Genomic DNA, 17,416 nt, shown 5'->3' with positions numbered 1-17,416 from the left:
ACCCGCGGGGCCCTCGTCCGGTCCGCCGGGGGTTCGTACGGTCCGCACGGCCCGGACGCGGACGGGGCGGCTCCCACGCGGTCGGCGGGCGGATGTGACGACGGGCCGCTGCGCTGGCGGCGGCGGACGGCATAGCGTGGGGGCATGGAGATCTGGATCAATCCGGCCTGCTCGAAGTGCCGGAGCGCCCTGCGGCTGCTGGACGAGGAGGGCGCCACCTACACGGTGCGCCGCTACCTGGACGAGCCGCCGAGCGCGGACGAGTTGCGCGAGGTGCTGGAGCGGCTCGGGCTGGAGCCGTGGGACATCACCCGGACCGGCGAGGCGGTGGCGAAGGAGCTGGGGCTCGCCGACTGGCCGCGTGCGGCGGAGGAACGGGAGCGCTGGATCGGGGCGTTGGCCGAGCACCCGAAGCTCATCCAGCGTCCGATCATCACCGCCGACGACGGCTCGGCCGTGGTGGCGAGGACGGACGAGGCCGTGCGCGGCACGCTGAGCCGCTGAGCCGCGAGACGGTGCGCGGTTCGCTGAGCTACCGAGCCGGGGCACCGCCGGGCCGCGCGGGGTCCGAGGGGCGTCGTCCGGGGCGTGTCAGCCGCGTACCACGGGCACGGCCGGGATCTCCATGGTGACGAGGGTGGGGCCGCCGGGCGGGCTGCTGACGGCGAGGATGCCGTCGAACTGGCCCAGCCGCCTCTCGATCCCGGCCATCCCGGAACCGGCGGTCAGGTCCGCGCCGCCCCGCCCGTCGTCGGTCACCGCGATCCGCAGCATCCCGCCCTCGTCGGCGCTGTAGTGGATGTCGATCCAGATCCGGGTGGCCTGCGCGTGTTTCACGGCGTTCGTCAGCACCTCGCTGACGGCGAAGTACGCGGCGGACTCCACCGGTTCCTCGAACCGGGCCGACACCTCGACGTCCACCTCGACGGGGGTCCGCATGCGCAGGGCGAGGGCGCGGACGGCGTCGGGCAGTCCGCGTTCGGCCAGGACCGGGGGGTGGATGCCGCGCACCAGGTCCCGCAGCTCGGTCAGCGCCTCCGCCGAGTTCTGCCGCGCCTGCGCGATCAGTTCCTTGGCTCGCGCCGGATCCTTCTCCACCAGCGCCTCGATCGTCCCCAGACTCATTCCCATCGCCACCAGCCGCGCCTGCGCCCCGTCATGCAGATCCCGCTCGATACGCCGCAACTCCGAGGCCGAACTGTCCACCGCGTCATGCCGCGTCGCGTACAACCGCTCCACCCGCTCCGCCAGCAACGCCTCCCGGCCGGGGGCGATGAAGGCCCTGGCGAGCAGGAAGTGGGCGTGGACGAGGTGGTGGCTGAGCCGGTAGCAGAGCAGCAGCAGGACGCTGCCGAGGCAGGCGCAGATCACGGCGCTGCCGAACCCGGTGACCGGGACGAACCCGTACCAGTAGCCGCCCTGGAGGACCCGCCAGACACCGGCGAAGACGACGAAGCCCTCGATGCCGTAGACCAGCAGCCCCGGCGGGATGAGGGCGCAGAGGAAGCCCGCGGTGGCGTCGACCAGCAGCCAGACCACGTCGCGCCAGGTGGCCGGGTCCTTCAGCAGGCGGATGCAGCGCTCTACCTGGCCGGTGACGCCGTCCCGCAGGTCCGCCGGGAGCGGGCGGTAGGCGGAGGGGATGGTCACCCCGGTCCAGTCGTGCGCGAGACGGCGGCGCAGTTCGGCGTGGGCCCGCACCAGGCGGAGGACGGCGGGGGTGACGAAGACCCCGAGGCCCAGCGGGATCAGGCAGACGGACACCACGGTCAGCACGAAGAGGACCGGGGAGACCGTGATCGCCAGCAGCGCGAGCCCGAAGCCCCGGACGGCGGCCAGCAGGGCGCCCTGGATCCCGGCACGCCGGGCCGGTGCGCCCCGGCGGTCCCGGTCGTCCCGGCCGGGGGGCCGGGCCGGGAGCGGGGGCGGCGGACCGGGGTACGGCTCCCGGCGCGCGGCGCCGCTCCGCCCAGCCGCCGGGCCCGGCGGCTGGGGGGTTCCGCCCCTGGCCGTACCGTCAACCGCCTCCGCGCTCATGTCCGTTTCCCTTTCCGCACCGTGTCCCACCCCGTTCGGCCCATCCGGCCCATCCGGCCCGTTCAGCCCGTCCGGCCCGTCCGTCGGGTTGAGTCCGATCGTGCCGTCCGGCCGACCCCACGGCCCGTCCCGGCACCATCCTGGGCCACCCACCCGGCCCGTACACAGTCTGCGCCTCCCCGGTCAGCGGGTCACGGGCTCCCTCCCCCACGTCCGGGGTGGTGCTAGGTCCACCCCGCGGCCACCCCGGCGGTCCTCCTCACCCCGGGTCGGGACGGGGACACGGACAGGCGCGGGCGGGCGGGACGGGGACCCGCCGGCGCGGCCGTCACGGCCCGTCCGTCGAGCCGACTCCCGGGAGCGGACCGGGTGTTCGGGAGCGCGGGAGGGGCCGCCGGAGGGCGCGGGGCACGGGCGGGCGGGGCCCGCGAGGCAGGCGTGAGCCGTTCGCGGCGACCCCGTACGCTGCCCCCATGCCGCACATCACCGTCGACTACTCCGACGCGCTCTCCGAGACGTTCGACCGGCGCGGCTTCGGCCTCGCCCTCCATCCGCTGGTCGCCAACACCATCGAGGGAAGTGTGGAGGGCTGCAAGACGCGCTTTCGCCGGATCGAGGAGTCCGTCCTCTCCGACGGGACCGACGACATCGCCATGGTGCACATCGAGGTGGGGGTCCTCTCGGGCCGCACCCCGGAGGTCAAGACCGAACTGTCCCGATCGGTGCTGGCGCTCACCCGGAACTTCGTGAAGCCGGTGCCGGGCTGCGCGCTGCACCTCTCGGTGGACGTCAGCGACCTCGCCCGGGGCAGCTACGCCAGCCACACCGAACGGCTGCCGTCGTGACGGCGGGTGAACGCCCGCTGCGCGTCGGGCTGTTCGGTACCGGCCCCTGGGCGGAGCTGACCCAGGGGCCCGCGCTCGCGGCACACCCCGGGGTCGAGCTGACCGGGGTGTGGGGACGCCGCACCGAGGCCGCGTCCGCGCTCGCGGAGCGGCTCGGCACCCGGCCCTACGCCGACGCCGGGGCGCTGCTGGACGACTGCGAGGCCGTCGCCGTCGCGCTGCCGCCGGACGTCCAGGCGCCGCTGGCGGTGCGGGCCGCCGACGCGGGCCGTCACCTGCTGCTGGACAAGCCCGTCGCGACCACCGAGCGCGCCGCGCGCGAGGTGGCGGAGGCGGCGGAGCGCGCCGGGGTGGCGTCCGTGGTCTTCTTCACGCTGCACTTCAGCGAGCCGACGGCCGACTGGATCCGCGAGCAGCGGCGGGCCGCCGAGGAGCACGGCGACTGGCTGACAGGCGGCGCCGACTGGTTCTCCCCGGTGTTCGGCGGCTCCGACTCCCCGTTCGCGGCTTCTCCCTGGCGTCGGGCCAAGGGCGCCCTGTGGGACGTGGGACCGCACGCGCTGTCGGTGCTGCTGCCGCTGCTCGGGGACGTCGTCACGGAGCGGATCGGGGTGGGCCGGGGCCCGGGCGACACGGTGCACCTCACGTTCCGCCACACCGGAGGCGCCTCCAGCACGGTCGGGCTCAGCCACTCGGTGCCCCCGGCCGCCGCCGAGGTGTCGGCGCGGGTGCGTGGGCCCGCCGGGATCGCCACGCTGCCGGAGCGGGCGACGTCCGCAGCCGACGCGTTCGGCGTGGCCGTCGACACCCTGCTCACCGCGGCCCGCGCGACGGGCTCCGGCACCGCGACGGCCCCGGCGGCGTCCGCAGCCCCCGGGACCTCCGGGGCCACCGCGGGGGAACGCGCTGACGGGGAGGTGGAGTACGCGGCCACCCGCTTCTGTGACGCCCGTTTCGGGCTGCGCGTCACGGAGATCCTGGCGGCGGCGGAGGCGGCGCTCGCCACGGCCGAGGACGGCACACGGGAGATGGCCGGGGGCTCCTGACCCCACCGCCCGGCCGCTTCCGGGGCCGCCCACCGGGGAGTTCGCCCGGGGCGGGCGCGGCGGACTGACGGGCGGGTCGGGTGGATGGATGGCGGCGGGCGGAACGGGTGGGGTGGGGAGCGGAGGGGCGGGCGGAAACGGGGGCGGGACGCTGGCGGCGCGGGAGGCGTGCGGCAGACGGTAGATTCGGCGCACCAGCCCGCTGTTCGCGCGAGCACCGCTCGCGCACCGCCTCGCGGACCATCCTTGGAGTGCACCCGTGCGTGTCGTGATCGCCGAAGATCTGTTCCTGCTCCGCGACGGACTGGTCCGGATGCTGGAGGCGTACGACTTCGAGATCGCCGCCGCCGTGGACAACGGGCCCGCGTTGAGCCGGGCGCTGGCCGAGCTGGAACCGGACGTCGCGGTCGTGGACGTCCGGCTGCCGCCGTCCTTCAGCGACGAGGGGCTCCAGTGCGCGCTGCACGCCCGGGCCGAGCGCCCCGGACTGCCGGTGCTGGTGCTCTCCCAGCACGTGGAGCAGCTGTACGCACGGGAGTTGCTGGCGGACGACCGGGGCGGGGTGGGCTACCTGCTGAAGGACCGGGTCTTCGACGCCGAGCAGTTCGTGGACGCGGTACGGCGGGTGTCGGCGGGCGGTACGGCGATGGATCCGCAGGTGATCCAGCAGCTGCTGTCCCGGCGTTCGAAGGACGCGCCGATGGGGGCGCTGACCTCGCGGGAGAAGGAGGTCATGGAGCTGATGGCGCAGGGCCGGTCGAACGCGGCCATCGCGGCGCAGTTGTTCGTCACCGAACGGGCGGTCGCCAAGCACACGTCGAACATCTTCGGGAAGCTGGAGCTGCCGCCCTCGGACGACGACAACCGCCGGGTCCTCGCCGTGCTGGCCTATCTGGACCGCGACTGACATCCATGAGGAGCATCCCCACCGGGTCTCCCCGGCCCGCCCTCTTCCCCCGGTGTCCCCGGTCTCTCTCCCCCCGCCCTCGTCCGGTCTGACCCGGCCTCGTTCCGGTCCGGTCTCGTTCCGGTCCGACCCGGTCCCACCACGGGCTTCCCTTTCCCCGCCCTCTCCCTTTCTCTCCCTTTTCCCCCCTTTTCCGTCTTTCCCTCTCTTCTCCCTTTCCCCTCTTCTCCTTCTCCTTTCTCGTCTGGCCCGGGCGCGTCCGGTCGTGGCCGGTCGTGGCGCGGCCTCTTCCCATACTTCGTCCCCTCCGGTCGCGCCGCGCACCTCTCCCTCCTCTCCCTCCTCTCTCCCCTGCGCCTGGCCCGGTGCGTCTCGTCGGGGTCCGGCGCCGGTTCCGTCCGCCGCCGGTCCGGACGTCCTCCGCTGCGGTCACTGGCGCGCTCTCCGCTCCCGTCGCTTCCGGCGCCGCTGCCGCTTCCGCTTCTGGCGCCCGTTCCGGTCTCGTGCGGTCTGATTCCTGACCTGCCGGGTTCTCGTCCGGTCGGTTCCGGCGGGGCTCGGTCTCGTGCGGTCGCGTTCGTTCTCGTTCGGTCATGACGGTCTGCCGTCGGGGCGCCGTCGTTGGGCTCCCCGGGGCGCCGTGCGGCGAGGCGGTGACGAACCGGGGCCCGGGCGGGCGGGGAGCGGCGCGGTCGGGCTACGGGGGCGTTGCGGTCGCGGTCCGGAACGAGGCCGAGACGGATCGTACGGAACAGATCGGGATTTGGGAGACTCGGAAGAATGGTGGGAACAGATGAGCGGTATGGGCAGACGCGCGCTCCTCGGCGCCGCCGGAGCGCTGGGCGCGGGAGCGGCGCTGGGCGACGGGCACACCCGGGCCATGGCGAGTGAACGGGGCGCTCCGGCGGCCTCCTTCGTCACCGCGGCGGAGGCGGCGCTGCGGCGGCTGGTCCCGGACCACGCCGAGCAGTTCCGGCTGAGTCCGCTGGAGGGGGCGGAGCGCTTCCGGGTGGCCGGCGACGCGGGGCGGGTGGAGATCGCGGGCAGTACCGCGGGCACCCTGCTGACCGGCGTGCACTGGTATCTGAAGTACAGCTGCGGGGCGCACGTCTCGTGGTCGGGCTCGCGGCCGCGGCTGCCGCGGCAGCTGCCGGCCCCGGCGGCGCGGGAGGAGCGGAAGGCCACCGTGCCCGTGCGGTTCGCGCTGAACGACACCCACGACGGGTACACCGCGCCCTACGCCGACTGGGCGCACTGGGAGCACTTCCTGGACGTCCTCGCCCTGCACGGCTGTAACGCGGCGCTGGTGACGGCCGGTCAGGAGGCGGTCTATCCGCTGTTGCTGCGGGAGTTCGGCTACCGCGAGGAGGAGAGTCTGCGGTGGCTGCCGGCGCCGAGTCATCAGCCGTGGTGGCTGTTGCAGAACCTGGCGGAGTACGGCGGGCCGGTCGGCCGGGAGCTGCTGGCGCGCCGGACCGCGCTGGGCCGCCGGATCGTGGAGCGGATGCGGGAGCTGGGTATCGCGCCGGTGCTGCCGGGCTACTTCGGGACCGTTCCGGAGGACTTCGCCGAGCGGAATCCGGGGGCGCGCACGGTGCCGCAGGGGCGGTGGCACGGCTTCCGGCGGCCCGCGTGGCTCGATCCGCGCACCGCGCTGTTCCGCGCGGTGGCCGCCGCGTACTACCGGCATCAGCGGGCGCTGTTCGGCGCCGTCGAGCACGTCAAGATGGATCTGCTGCACGAGGGTGGGCGACCTGGTGAGGTGCCGGTGCCGGACGCGGCCCGGGCGGTGGAGGGGGCGCTCCAGCGGGCGCTGCCGGGGGCGACCTGGGTGATCCTGGGCTGGCAGCGCAACCCGCGTCCGGAGTTGCTGGCGGGGCTGGCGCATCCGGAGCGGATGCTGATCGTCGACGGCCTCTCCGATCTGGCGCGGATCACCGACCGGGAGCGGGACTTCTCCGGGGTGCCGTACGCCTTCGGCACCATCCCCAACTTCGGTGGGCGCACGACGATCGGCGCCCGGACGCACATGTGGGCCGAGCGGTTCGCGCGGTGGCGGGACCGGCCGGGCAGCAAGCTGGTGGGTACCGCGTACATGCCGGAGGCCACGCACCGCGACCCGGCGGCGTGGGAGCTGTTCAGCGAGCTGGCGTGGCGTCAGGAGGCGGTGGACCGGACCCGCTGGTTCGAGGGGTACGCGCGCTTCCGGTACGGGGCGGACGATCCGGGCGCGGAGGCGGCGGTGACGGCGCTGCGTACGAGCGCGTACGAGATCGCCAGCCGGGACGGCCGTCCGCACGACAGCGTGTTCGCCGCCCGGCCCTCGCTGACGGCGCGGTCCGGCGCGCACTACGCCACCCACACGCCCGCGTTCGACCTGCCGACCTTCGACGGGGCGCTGGAGGGGCTGCTTCGGGTGCGGCCGGAGCTGCGGGACAGCGACGCCTACCGGCACGATCTGACGGACACCGCGCGGCAGGCGCTCGCCAACCGGTCCTGGCTGCTGATCGGTCAGCTGCGGTCGGCGTTCGAGCGGGAGGACCTGCCGGCCTTCCGGGCGCTGTCGACGCTGTGGCTGCGGCTGATGCGGCTGAGTGACGAGATGAGCGGGGCGCATCCGGCGTTCCAGCTCGGGCCCTGGCTGGAGCAGGCCCGCCGGGCGGGGAGCGGGGCGGCGGAGCGGGACCAGTTGGAGCGCACCGCGCGGGTGCTGGTCACCACGTGGGGGGACCGGGAGACGGCGAACGGGGGGCGGCTGGCGAACTACGCCAACCGCGACTGGCAGGGGCTGATCGGGGAGGTGCATCTGCCGCAGTGGCGCGCCTACCTGGAGGAGCTGGAGGACGCGCTGGTGGAGCAGCGGAAACCGGCCGCGTTCGACTGGTACGCGCGCGAGGAGCGCTGGACGCGGGAGCGGAACTCCTATCCGCTGCGGGCGGTGAGCGATCCGTACGGTACGGCGCTGCGGGTGCGGGACGTGCTCGCGAAGGCGCCGTTCCAGGGGAGCGTCGAGGTCGGGGTGGAGCCGGAGACGCTGGAGCCGGGGGGCGCCGCCGAGCTGACGGTGACCTTCCGGAACGAGAACGGGCTGCGGGCGACCGGCGCCGTCGACTTCGCGCTGACCGGTTCGGTGGAGGCTCGGCCGGACGGGCCCACCACCGTGCCGGGGGTGGAGCCGGGGGCGCGGGCCACGGCGCGCTGGGAGGTGCGGGCGCCCCGGGAGCCGGTGCGGGAGCCGCTGGTGCCGCTGTCCTACGAACTCGCGGTGGGGTACGGGCCGGAGGGCGGCACGAGGGTGCGGGAGCGGCGGCCGGGGCGGCTGTTCGTCGCGGGTCCGCTGGACGCCGGGCTGCTGACGGCGACCTCGAACGAGGCGGTCTTCGGTCAGCTGGGCGACCGGTTCGCGATCGACGGGGGCGGCGCCGATCTGTGGGGGAAGACCGCGGAGTTCGGCACGGTCTTCCGGGAGGGGGCGCTGGGCGAGGGTGACGCGGTCACGGTGACGGTGCTCCGGCAGCCGGCGACGGGGCCGTGGGCGCGGGCCGGTCTCGTCGCCCGGAACACGCTCGCCGGTGGGACGGGGCGGAAGGCGGGGGCGGGCGGTCGGTCGGGGGCGAGCGGGCGGAAGGCGGGCTTCGTGAACCTCGCGGTGACCCCGGCCAACGGCGTCGTCCTCGCCCACGACGCGGACGGGGACGGGGCGCTGGACAGCTACCAGCGGATCAGCGGGGTGCGGGCGCCGGTGACGCTGCGACTCTCGCGGGCCGGGGGTTCCTGGCGGGGAGAGCTGTCCCAGGACTCCGGGGCGACCTGGCGTACTGTCGCCACCGTGCCGGCGCGGGGCGCCGCGGCGGCGCAGGACGCGGGGCTGTTCATGACGGCGGCTGGCGGCGGCTCCGGGGCCCGGGGCACCGTCGACTTCACTGACTGGCGGGGCCGCGTGGGCTGAGCGGCGCACGGGCCCGGCTCGGGTGACTGGGCCGGGTGGTCAGGGTGAGTGGAGGAGCGGTGGCGGAGACGATCCCCGGCGAACGGGTCGACCCGTTCGGGCGGTCCGGGGTGCCCGGGCCCGCGCGGGCCCAGCGGACCGGGCGGGCCGGTGGGGAGAGTCCGCTGCGCCGGGCGCTGCTCTCGGTGGTGCGGGGGCCGGTGCTGGCCGTGGGCTCGCTGGTCTGTTCCACGGTGCTGTTCCTGCTGTCGCTGGTGGGGCTGGTGCTGATCCCGCTCGGGATGGGGGTGTTCCTCACCCCGCCGGTGCAGCGGGCGCTGCGCGGGTACGCCAACGGGCGGCGGCGGCTGGCGCTGCGCTGGGGCGGGGTGCCCATCGCGGAGCCGTACCGCCGCTGGCCGCGCGATCTGCGGAACGGTCCGGTGGGGCAGGTGGAGCGGTGTGTGCTGCTGCTGAGGGACCCGGCCACCTGGCGTGACCTTCTGTGGCTGCCGGTGGACGTGGTGGGCGGCTTCGTCACCGCGCTGCTGCCGCCCCTGCTGCCCGTCAACTTCCAGCTGACGCGTGCGCTGTTGGCGCCGACGCGGGAGGCGTTGCTGGCGGAGCGGGTGGAGCGGTTGTACGCGTCGCGGCATGACGCGGTGGACAGTTCGGCCTCGGAGTTGCGGCGTATCGAGCGGGATCTGCATGACGGGGCGCAGGCGCGGCTGGTGGCGATGGGAATGAGTCTGGGGACGATCGAGGCGCTGGTGGAGAAGGATCCGGCGCGGGCCAAGGAACTGATCGCGCAGGCGCGGCGGAACTCGGCGGAGGCGCTGACCGAGCTGCGGGACCTGGTGCGCGGCATCCACCCCCCGGTCCTGGCCGAACGCGGACTGCCCGACGCCGTCCGCGCCCTCGCCCTGCGCATGCCGGTTCCGGTGGAGGTCGACGTGGAGCTGTCCGGCCGGTATCCCGAACCGGTGGAGTCGGCCGCGTACTTCGCCGTCTGCGAGGTGCTGACGAACGCCGCCAAGCACGCGCGGGCGCGCACCGTGTGGCTGGACGTCCGGGGGGCACGGACCGACGAGGGGGACATGCTGCGGATCGCGGTGACCGACGACGGGCGGGGTGGCGCGGACCTGACCGCCGGTTCCGGGATGGCCGGGATCGAGAGGCGGCTGGGCCAGTTCGACGGCATCCTCGCCGTCAGCAGCCCGCCTGGCGGCCCCACCCTCGTCACCATGGAGATCCCGGCGTCGGTGCTGCCCGCACCGGGGACGTGAACCGGCCCTGGACGGGCGGGTGTTGGCTTCTCGGGGCGACGGCGCGCGGTACCGGCGCCGGGGCCGCCGCGCACTGCTACGCGTGGTAACGGTCACTTCGCGCCGTTACCACGTGCAACCCCCTGCCCAACGCTCACGGCCCGTAGGGTGGGAGCCATGACGACAGGGGCGCGCCGCAGGATGGGTGTGGAGGAGCGGCGGGAGCAACTCATCGCCGTCGCACTGGAGTTGTTCAGCCAGCGCTCCCCGGAGGACGTCTCGATCGACGACATCGCCTCCGCCGCCGGGATCTCGCGCCCCCTCGTCTACCACTACTTCCCCGGCAAGCACAGCCTCTACGAGGCCGCGGTGCGACGTGCCGCCGACGAACTGTCCGCCCGGTTCGTCGAGCCCCGGGAGGGGCCGCTGGGGGCGCGCCTCCAGCGCGTGATGACCCGGTACTTCGACTTCGTCGACGAGCACGGGCCGGGCTTCACCGCGCTGATGCGCGGTGGTTCGGCGGCCGGTTCGGAGCGGGCCACGGCCGTCATCGACGAGGTGCGGCGGGCGGCCTACGGGCACATCCTCACGCACCTCGGCGTGCGCGCGCCCGGCCCACGGCTCGCGCTGGTCATCCGCTCCTGGGTGGGCCTGGCCGAGACGACCGCGCTGACCTGGCTGGAGGACCGGTCCCTGCCCCGGGCCGAGCTGGAACTCCAGCTGGTCCACGACTTCATGGCGCTGGCCACGGTGACCGCCGGGTACGACGAGGAGACCGCCGCCGTGGTGCGGCGCGTCATGGCCGGGGAGCCGGCGGACGGCCCGCTCGCGGAGCTGGCCTCGCGGCTGCTGGTCCTGGTGCCCCAGCCGTCCTGACCGCCAACTCCCCCCAGCTGCTGTCCTCTTGGGGCGCGCCGCTGGTGGGGCACGCCCCGCCTGGGCCCACCCGGCGACTGCCCAGCTCCCTCCCGGATACCCGGCGAACCGCATGTCGTACGCCCAACGACCGCGGGGCGTCCGGTACTTCCCGTGCTCCGGGCACGCCGACGGGGCGGACGCCGTCCCGGGGAGGGTAACGACAGCCGCCCCGGGGCGGGTTGGCGGAGGAGCGGTGGTTCAGTCGCTGGTGAAGACGGCGACGGAACGCGCCGGGACGGAAAAGGTCCCCGAATCCGCGTCGTACGCAGAGCGCTTGACCGTCTCGTCGGAGCCGGACGCCTGTACGGGGTGGAGCGCGTACCGCTTCCCGTCCAGCTCGGGTACCCGCTGGTCCTGGCGCTCCGGGGTGGCGTTGAACACCAGCACCAGCGGGCCGAGCCGGGCGGTGATCACGCCGGGGGTCTCCTCCGGGCCGGACAGCGGGAAAGACAGCTCCCGCCGCACCGCCTCCGTCGTCGGCTGGCTGAAGGCGGGTTCGGAGGCGCGCAGGCGCAGCAGGTCGCGGTAGGCGCCGTCGGCCCAGCGGATCTCCGCGCAGCCGGGCCGGAGCGCGGGGCTGGGCAGGATCGGCCGGGCGTAGGGCCACGCCGCCTCGTTGTCGGCGGCGGGCGGCAGCCCCCGGCCGAAGCCGTTGCCCTTGCGGCAGTCCCAGTTCAGCGGGTTGAACCAGTCGCCCGAGTCGTAGGAGTTGCGGTCCAGGGACTTCGAGCGCAGCAGTTCGGATCCGGCGTGGGAGAGGGCGGGCCCCTGGGACAGCGCGGCGGTGGCCATGGCGAGCACCTGCGCGCGGGCGCGGTCGGCGGGCTGGGTGGCGCGCGGCAGCTTGTAGGCCAGCGCGTCGTACAGCGTCTCGTTGTCGTGCGCGTCGACGTAGGCGAGGGCGTCTCCGGGGTCGGCGGCGTACCCGGCGGGCTGGCCGCCGTAGTCGACCTCGGAGCCCCGGACGCGGCGGCCGGTGTGGTCGACGAAGGTGTAGTCCGCCAGGTTGCCGCTGAGCCCCAGTTTGACCTGGTCCTGGTAGAGCCGGAGCCGGTCCCGCTGCTCCTGCCGACTTCCGTTGGCGGGCGAGGAGTTGGGGTCGGTGTAGAGGCCGCTGGCGAAGCCCTGCACCCGGGGGTCCTCGTCGAACGGGCCGCCGCCGCGCACCGCGTCCCGGGCCCGGTCGGAGAAGGTCGCGACGCCGGTGCCCGCCATGTTCCGCTGGGTGGCCTGCTCGAAGCGGGCGTCGTCGGCGACCTCCCCGAAGTTCCAGCCCTCGCCGTAGAGCAGCACGGCGGAGCCGTCCACCCCGTCCTTCTCCAGGGTCAGTTCGTCCAGCGCGGCGCGGACCGCGAGGATGTTGGCCTTCGGGTGGTGCCCCATCAGGTCGAAGCGGAAGCCGTCCACGCCGTACTCCCGCGCCCAGGTGACCACCGAGTCGACCGTCAGCTTGCCCATCATGGCGTGTTCGGGGGCGGTGTTGGGGCAGCAGGTGGAGTCCGCGACCGAGCCGTCCTCCAGCAGCCGGTGGTAGTAGCCGGGCACGATCCGGTCCAGCACCGAGCGGGGGTCCTGCCCGCTCGCCACCGTGTGGTTGTAGACGACGTCCATGACGGTGCGCAGCCCCGAGTCGGCCAGCCCGCCGACCATCTCGCGGAACTCCCGGGTACGCGTGGGCCCTTCGGGGTCGGTGGCGTACGAGCCCTCGGGGACGGTGTAGTGGACCGGGTCGTAGCCCCAGTTGAAGGCGTCCTTCCCGGCGGTTCCCGCCACGCACTCCTGCTGCGCCGGGGAGTCGGGCGCCTCCCCCGCAAGGTCGCAGTCGGGCGTCTCCTGGTCCTCCCGGCGCTCCGGGACGGTCCCGAAGTCGAAGGCGGGCAGCAGGTGGACGTACGAGGTGCCCGCCTCGGCCAGCCGCCGCAGCTGCCGCGTGCCGTCCGAGTCCCGCTGGGTGAACGCCCGGTAGGTGCCGGGGTGCTGGGCGGTGTCGTCGTTCGCGGAGAAGTCCCGGACGTGCAGCTCCTGTATCCGCGCGTCGCGTGCCGGAACCGCCTTCGGTTTGCCGCCGGGCCCGGCCAGCTTCTCCCAGCCGGGCGGGGCGAGTTCGGGATCGGAGAGGTCAGTGGCCACGCTGCGCCGGGAGTTGGCGGTGAGAGCGGTGGAGTAGGGGTCGGTCACCCGGTTCGTGACGATCCGCTGGGCCTCGGGCGCCCAGACGGTGACGTGGTAGCGGTAGGTGGCGTCCTTCCACCGGCCGGTCGCCCGCCACACCCCGCTCGCCGCCGAGCGGCGCATCGGCACCACTTCGCCGTCCACCTCAACGGCGACCCGCACGGCCGTCGGCGCCCAGACGGAGAGGGTGACGCGCTCCCCGCTGAAGACCGGGCCAAGCGCCGCCCGGGTGGCTCGCGGCGCGTACAGCGCGTCCAGCACGCCCGGGATCTGCACGCCGGTGGCGGCCGACAGCCGCTCCCCCGCGTCGTCGCCCGCGACCGCCAGCACCTGGCCGCGCAGCGCCCCGCGCACCCGGTCCGCGTCCTCGGCGGCGAGCCGGTAGGCGTGGTAGCCGGAGAGGTGGGGGTGGGCGGCCCGCTGCTCCTCGGTGAGCCCGCCCGGGACCCGGCTCAGCGGCAACTCCTCGCCCTCACCGGTCAGTTGACCGTCCGAGACGCCGAGCCCGCCGGTGCGGCTGTACACCAGCCGGTGCCGGTCCGCGCGGTCGCCCAGCCCCTTGGGCCAGGCGACGGTACGGCCGTCGATCCACTGCGCCTTCGCGGTGCGCGGGTCGAGGTCGTCCGCGACGGCCCGCGCGGGACCGGCACCCGCCGGTGCCGCCCCGGCCAGGGTGGCCAGCAGGGCGCCGGAGAGCAGCGCCGCGAGCCAGGCCGGGCGCCAGCGCGGCGCCCCGCGAACCGCGCCCGGCACGCGCGGCTCCCGGCGGACCGCCCGCGCGAGCCGCGCGAGTCTGCCGTCTGGCCCCAACCGGCGGTCGTGCCTTGGCTGTTCGTCCCGTTCCCGCTGTTCCTCTGGTACCGCTCCACGCACGGCGCTTCTCCTCCCGGCGGGTCCGACCCGGCCGACCGGGCGCGTAGGGCCCGGCTGTCGGACCCCGGTCGGCCGGGCCGGAGTGATGAGGAACGTAACAGCTTGCAGAAAGTTGTGGAAGCCTTTGCGCAGCGGGGAGTTGGGGCGTTCCACACAGCCGCGCCGCGCCGCACGCACGCCCCGCCTCCCGCTCCCGCGCGGTTCCGGAACCGCGCGGCGGCACCCCGCGACGCCGCGCCACGCCCCAACGCGCCGCGATACGGGGGCAGTCGCGCGACGCGGCGCACGGGCGCCGGGCGGCGGCACCCTCGGGACGGGAAGGGGACTCTGAGGCTCCGGGTTCCGGGTTCGGGGGCCGGGCCCTCGGTCAGCGTTTGGCCTGGGCGGTGGAGCCGCGCACCACGAGCTCCGGCTGGAAGACGAACTCGGTACGGTGCACGGGACTTCCGGCCAGCTCCTCCAGCAGCGTGTGCACGGCGGCGTTCGCCATCGCCCGGACCGGCTGGCGGATCGTGGTCAACGGCGGGTCGGTGAAGGCGTTCAGCTCGGAGTCGTCGTACCCGACGACCGAGACGTCCTCCGGCACCCGCAGACCGCGCTGCCGGACCGCGCGCACCGCGCCCAGCGCCATCAGGTCGCTGCCGCAGACGATGCCGGTGCGGCCGGAGTCCAGCAGCGCCCCGGCGGCGGCGTGCCCGCCCTCCACGGTGAACAGGGTGTTGCGCACCGGCGCCTCGGCCTCCGCCTCCTGCCCCTCGGGCACGCCCAACGCGGCGAGGAACCCCTCGGTCTTGCGCCGGGTGGGCACGAACCGGCTGGGGCCGACGGCCAGTCCGATCCGCTCGTGCCCCAGATCCCGCAGGTGCCGGACGGCCATGGCGGCCGCCGCCCGGTCGTCCGGGGAGACGAAGGGCGCGGTGATCCGCTCGTTGTAGCCGTTGATCAGCACGAACGGGACGCCCCGGCCCGCGAGTCGGTCGTACCGGCCGGGGTCGGCGGACAGGTCGGCGTGTAGCCCGGAGAGGAAGATGATCCCGGTGACCCCGCGTTCCACCAGCTGCTCGACGAGTTCGTCCTCGGTGGCCCCGCCGGGCATCTGGGTGCCGAGCACCGGGGTGTAGCCGTAACCCGAGAGCGCCTGCTCGATGACCTGCGCGAAGGCCGGGAAGATCGGGTTGGTCAGCTCGGGGATGACCAACCCGACCAGCCCGGCGCTGCGTTGCCGCACCCGCGTGGGCCGCTCGTAGCCGAGCAGGTCCAGCGCCGCCAGCACCCGCTGCCGCGTACCGGCGGCGACGCCCGCCTTGCCGTTGAGCACGCGGCTGACGGTCGCCTCGCTCACCTCGGCCTGGGCGGCGAGGTCGGCCAGACGCGCGGTCGGAAGATCGGTGCTCATGTCGTCCCTGGGTTGAGGTGTACGGAGGGGTGGAACGCCCCTCAGGACTTGATCGCCCCCGCTGTCAGGCCGGACACCAGGTGCCGCTGGGCGAAGCCGAAGACCAGCCCGGCGGGCACGGCGATGATGACGGCCGCCGCGGTCATGGCGCCCCAGTCCGAGCCGTACCGGTTGACGAAGGTCTGGAGACCACCCGCGAGCGTGAGGTTCTCCTCACCCGTCATGAAGGCCGTAGCGTAGGCGACTTCGGCCCATGCCGTCACAAAGGTGTAGAAGCCGGTGACCGCGAGCCCCGGCTTGGCCAGCGGCAGGATGAGCCGCCAGAAGACGCCGAAGGGGTTGAGTCCGTCGACCCGGCCGGACTCGTCGATGCTGGCCGGGATGGTGTCGAAGAAGCCCTTCATCATCCAGGCGCAGAAGGGCACCGCCACCGTCAGATAGGTGACGATCAGCCCGACAGGCTGGTTGAGCAGGCCCATCGTCGCCATGGTGTTGTAGAGCGGGACGATCAGCACCGCCATCGGGAACATCTGGGTGATCAGCAGCGTCCACATCAGCGGGCGCATCCCGGGGAAGCGGAAGCGGCTGAGCGCGTAGCCCGTGGTGGAGGCGATGAACACCCCGACGAGGGTGGTGCCGAGGACCACGACCAGGGAGTTGCCGAACCAGGTGAGGAACTTCGTCTCGTTGAGCACGTGGTCGTAGTTGCGCAGCGTGAACCCGTCGAGCAGCGCGGTGGAGAAAGAGTTCTCCTCCGGCTTGAACGAGGTGACCAGCAGCCACAGCACCGGGAAGAGGGCCACGGCGGTGCCGGTGACCAGCGCGGCGTGCAGCCCGACGGAGGCCAGCCGCCCCCGGTCGCGGGGGCCGCGCGGACGGGGAGCGCGGGCACCGCGGGAAGCGCGGGAAGACGGAGCCGGGCGGGCGGTTCGGGCGGGCATCGTCACCACACCTCTCCCTGACGGCGCAGCGCGCGCCGGTAGACCAACGTGAAGAGCGTGAGCAGCAGCAGGATCAGGACGCCCCAGGCCGCGGAGGTCGCGAAGTCCCGGGGGCTGTTGACGAACGAGAGCCGGAAGGCGTAGGTCACCAGGATCTCGGTGGAGTCCTCCGGTCCCCCCTTGGTGAGCAGGTAGATCACCGGGAACATGTTGAACGTCCAGATGGTGCTCAGCAGGACGACGGTGCCGCTGACCGCGCTGATGCCGGGCAGCGTGATGTTGCGGAACCGCTGCCAGGGACCGGCACCGTCCATCTCGGCGGCCTCGTACAGCTCGCCGGGTATCGACTGGAGGGCGCCGAGCATCGCGACGATCATGAAGGGCACGCCCAGCCAGACGTTCACCGCGATGACGGCGAGCTTGGCCCAGGTCGGATCGCCCAGCCACGGCACCCCGTCGACCCCGCCACCCTCCAGCACCTTGTTGAGGATGCCGTTGTTCTCGTTGAAGAGCATCTTCCAGGCGAAGACGGAGACGAACGCGGGGATGCCCCACGGGACGATCATCGCGACGCGGTAGAAGGAGCGCCCGCGCACCTGGCGGTTGAGCATGTTGGCGAGCGTCAGGCCGAGCAGGAAGGTCAGCCCCACACAGCCGACGGTCCACACCGAGGTCCAGGCCAGCCGCTCCCAGAAGACCGGGTCGGAGAGGATCTCGGTGTAGTTCTCCAGCCCGACGAACTCGTAGGTGGCCGGGATGTGGTTGACGCCGATGGTGCGCTCGACGTTCGCCTCGTCGGCGTCGGTGAGCGAGAGGTAGACGCCACGGCCCAGCGGGTAGCCGATGATGAGCCCGATGACGAGCACCACCGGGGCGACCATCGCCCAGGCGTACCAGTGCCGCGCGAGGAGGGAGCCCGCGCCGCCGCGCCGCTTCGGGGCCCGGCCCCGGGCCGCCGCCCGGCCGGACGCGGTCGGCGGTGCGGAACCACCGTGGCGCGCCACGGCGTTGGGGGGCTCACCGTCCGGGGCGCGGGTGCCCGCGTCCTGTGTGTCGGGTGTACCGGACATCGATGTTCCGTTTCTGCC

11 protein-coding genes and 1 pseudogene are annotated in these 17,416 nt (G+C 74.1%); 7 read left to right on the top strand and 5 right to left on the bottom strand.

Features of this window, described 5'->3' with window-relative positions:
- Nucleotides 1–144 precede the first annotated feature (144 nt).
- Nucleotides 145–504, top strand: coding sequence for an arsenate reductase family protein (locus tag E0L36_RS04155; RefSeq protein ID WP_180927468.1), 360 nt, complete (start codon nt 145–147; stop codon nt 502–504).
- 87 nt (nt 505–591) lie between these two features.
- On the opposite strand, the gene E0L36_RS04150 is transcribed toward E0L36_RS04155, so the two are convergent.
- Entirely contained in the window at nt 592–2,037 is a 1,446-nt protein-coding gene (locus tag E0L36_RS04150; RefSeq protein ID WP_180927467.1) for a sensor histidine kinase, read from the bottom strand.
- A 473-nt stretch (nt 2,038–2,510) separates the two neighbouring features.
- Here E0L36_RS04150 and E0L36_RS04145 point away from each other — a divergent pair, with 473 nt between their 5' ends.
- The 6 genes from E0L36_RS04145 to E0L36_RS04120 all read left to right on the top strand — a co-directional run bounded on the left by E0L36_RS04145 (nt 2,511) and on the right by E0L36_RS04120 (nt 10,904).
- The gene (locus E0L36_RS04145) at nt 2,511–2,882 is read left to right on the top strand and encodes a 5-carboxymethyl-2-hydroxymuconate Delta-isomerase (protein WP_180927466.1); all 372 of its coding nucleotides are present in this window, start codon (nt 2,511–2,513) and stop codon (nt 2,880–2,882) included.
- Between the two features lie 17 nt (nt 2,883–2,899).
- Nucleotides 2,900–3,928, top strand: a complete 1,029-nt coding sequence (locus E0L36_RS04140) for a Gfo/Idh/MocA family protein (protein WP_180928587.1) — start codon at nt 2,900–2,902, stop codon at nt 3,926–3,928.
- A 259-nt stretch (nt 3,929–4,187) separates the two neighbouring features.
- Nucleotides 4,188–4,835 carry a response regulator transcription factor gene (locus E0L36_RS04135; RefSeq protein ID WP_180927465.1) on the top strand — a complete coding sequence of 216 codons (648 nt, stop codon included), beginning with the start codon at nt 4,188–4,190 and terminating at the stop codon, nt 4,833–4,835.
- 793 nt (nt 4,836–5,628) lie between these two features.
- Nucleotides 5,629–8,784: an alpha-N-acetylglucosaminidase gene (locus E0L36_RS04130; protein ID WP_180927464.1), complete on the top strand. Its 3,156-nt coding sequence runs from the start codon at nt 5,629–5,631 to the stop codon at nt 8,782–8,784.
- Nucleotides 8,785–8,948: 164 nt separating this feature from the next.
- A complete protein-coding gene (locus tag E0L36_RS04125; protein WP_180928586.1) occupies nt 8,949–10,049 on the top strand; it encodes a histidine kinase in 1,101 nt (366 codons plus the stop codon).
- Between the two features lie 156 nt (nt 10,050–10,205).
- A complete protein-coding gene (locus tag E0L36_RS04120) occupies nt 10,206–10,904 on the top strand; it encodes a TetR/AcrR family transcriptional regulator (RefSeq protein ID WP_180927463.1) in 699 nt (232 codons plus the stop codon).
- Nucleotides 10,905–11,144: 240 nt separating this feature from the next.
- Here E0L36_RS04120 and pulA read toward each other — a convergent pair.
- The 4 genes and pseudogenes from pulA to E0L36_RS04100 form a co-directional block, all read right to left on the bottom strand.
- Nucleotides 11,145–13,790, bottom strand: a pseudogene (gene pulA, locus E0L36_RS04115) (pullulanase-type alpha-1,6-glucosidase); the annotation flags it as partial.
- 568 nt (nt 13,791–14,358) lie between these two features.
- On the bottom strand, nt 14,359–15,387 hold the full coding sequence (locus E0L36_RS04110) for a LacI family DNA-binding transcriptional regulator (protein WP_180927461.1): 1,029 nt from the start codon (nt 15,385–15,387) through the stop codon (nt 14,359–14,361).
- A gap of 41 nt (nt 15,388–15,428) precedes the next feature.
- Nucleotides 15,429–16,328, bottom strand: a complete 900-nt coding sequence (locus E0L36_RS04105; RefSeq protein WP_180927460.1) for a sugar ABC transporter permease — start codon at nt 16,326–16,328, stop codon at nt 15,429–15,431.
- A 2-nt stretch (nt 16,329–16,330) separates the two neighbouring features.
- Nucleotides 16,331–17,332 carry a carbohydrate ABC transporter permease gene (locus E0L36_RS04100; RefSeq protein ID WP_374705506.1) on the bottom strand — a complete coding sequence of 334 codons (1,002 nt, stop codon included), beginning with the start codon at nt 17,330–17,332 and terminating at the stop codon, nt 16,331–16,333.
- Nucleotides 17,333–17,416 lie beyond the last annotated feature (84 nt).

Source organism: Streptomyces sp. AJS327 (assembly GCF_013450295.1).
Classification (GTDB): Bacteria; Actinomycetota; Actinomycetes; order Streptomycetales; family Streptomycetaceae; genus Streptomyces.
The sequence above is the reverse complement of the archived record's forward strand: the minus strand, read 5'-3'. Positions and strand labels throughout refer to the sequence as shown.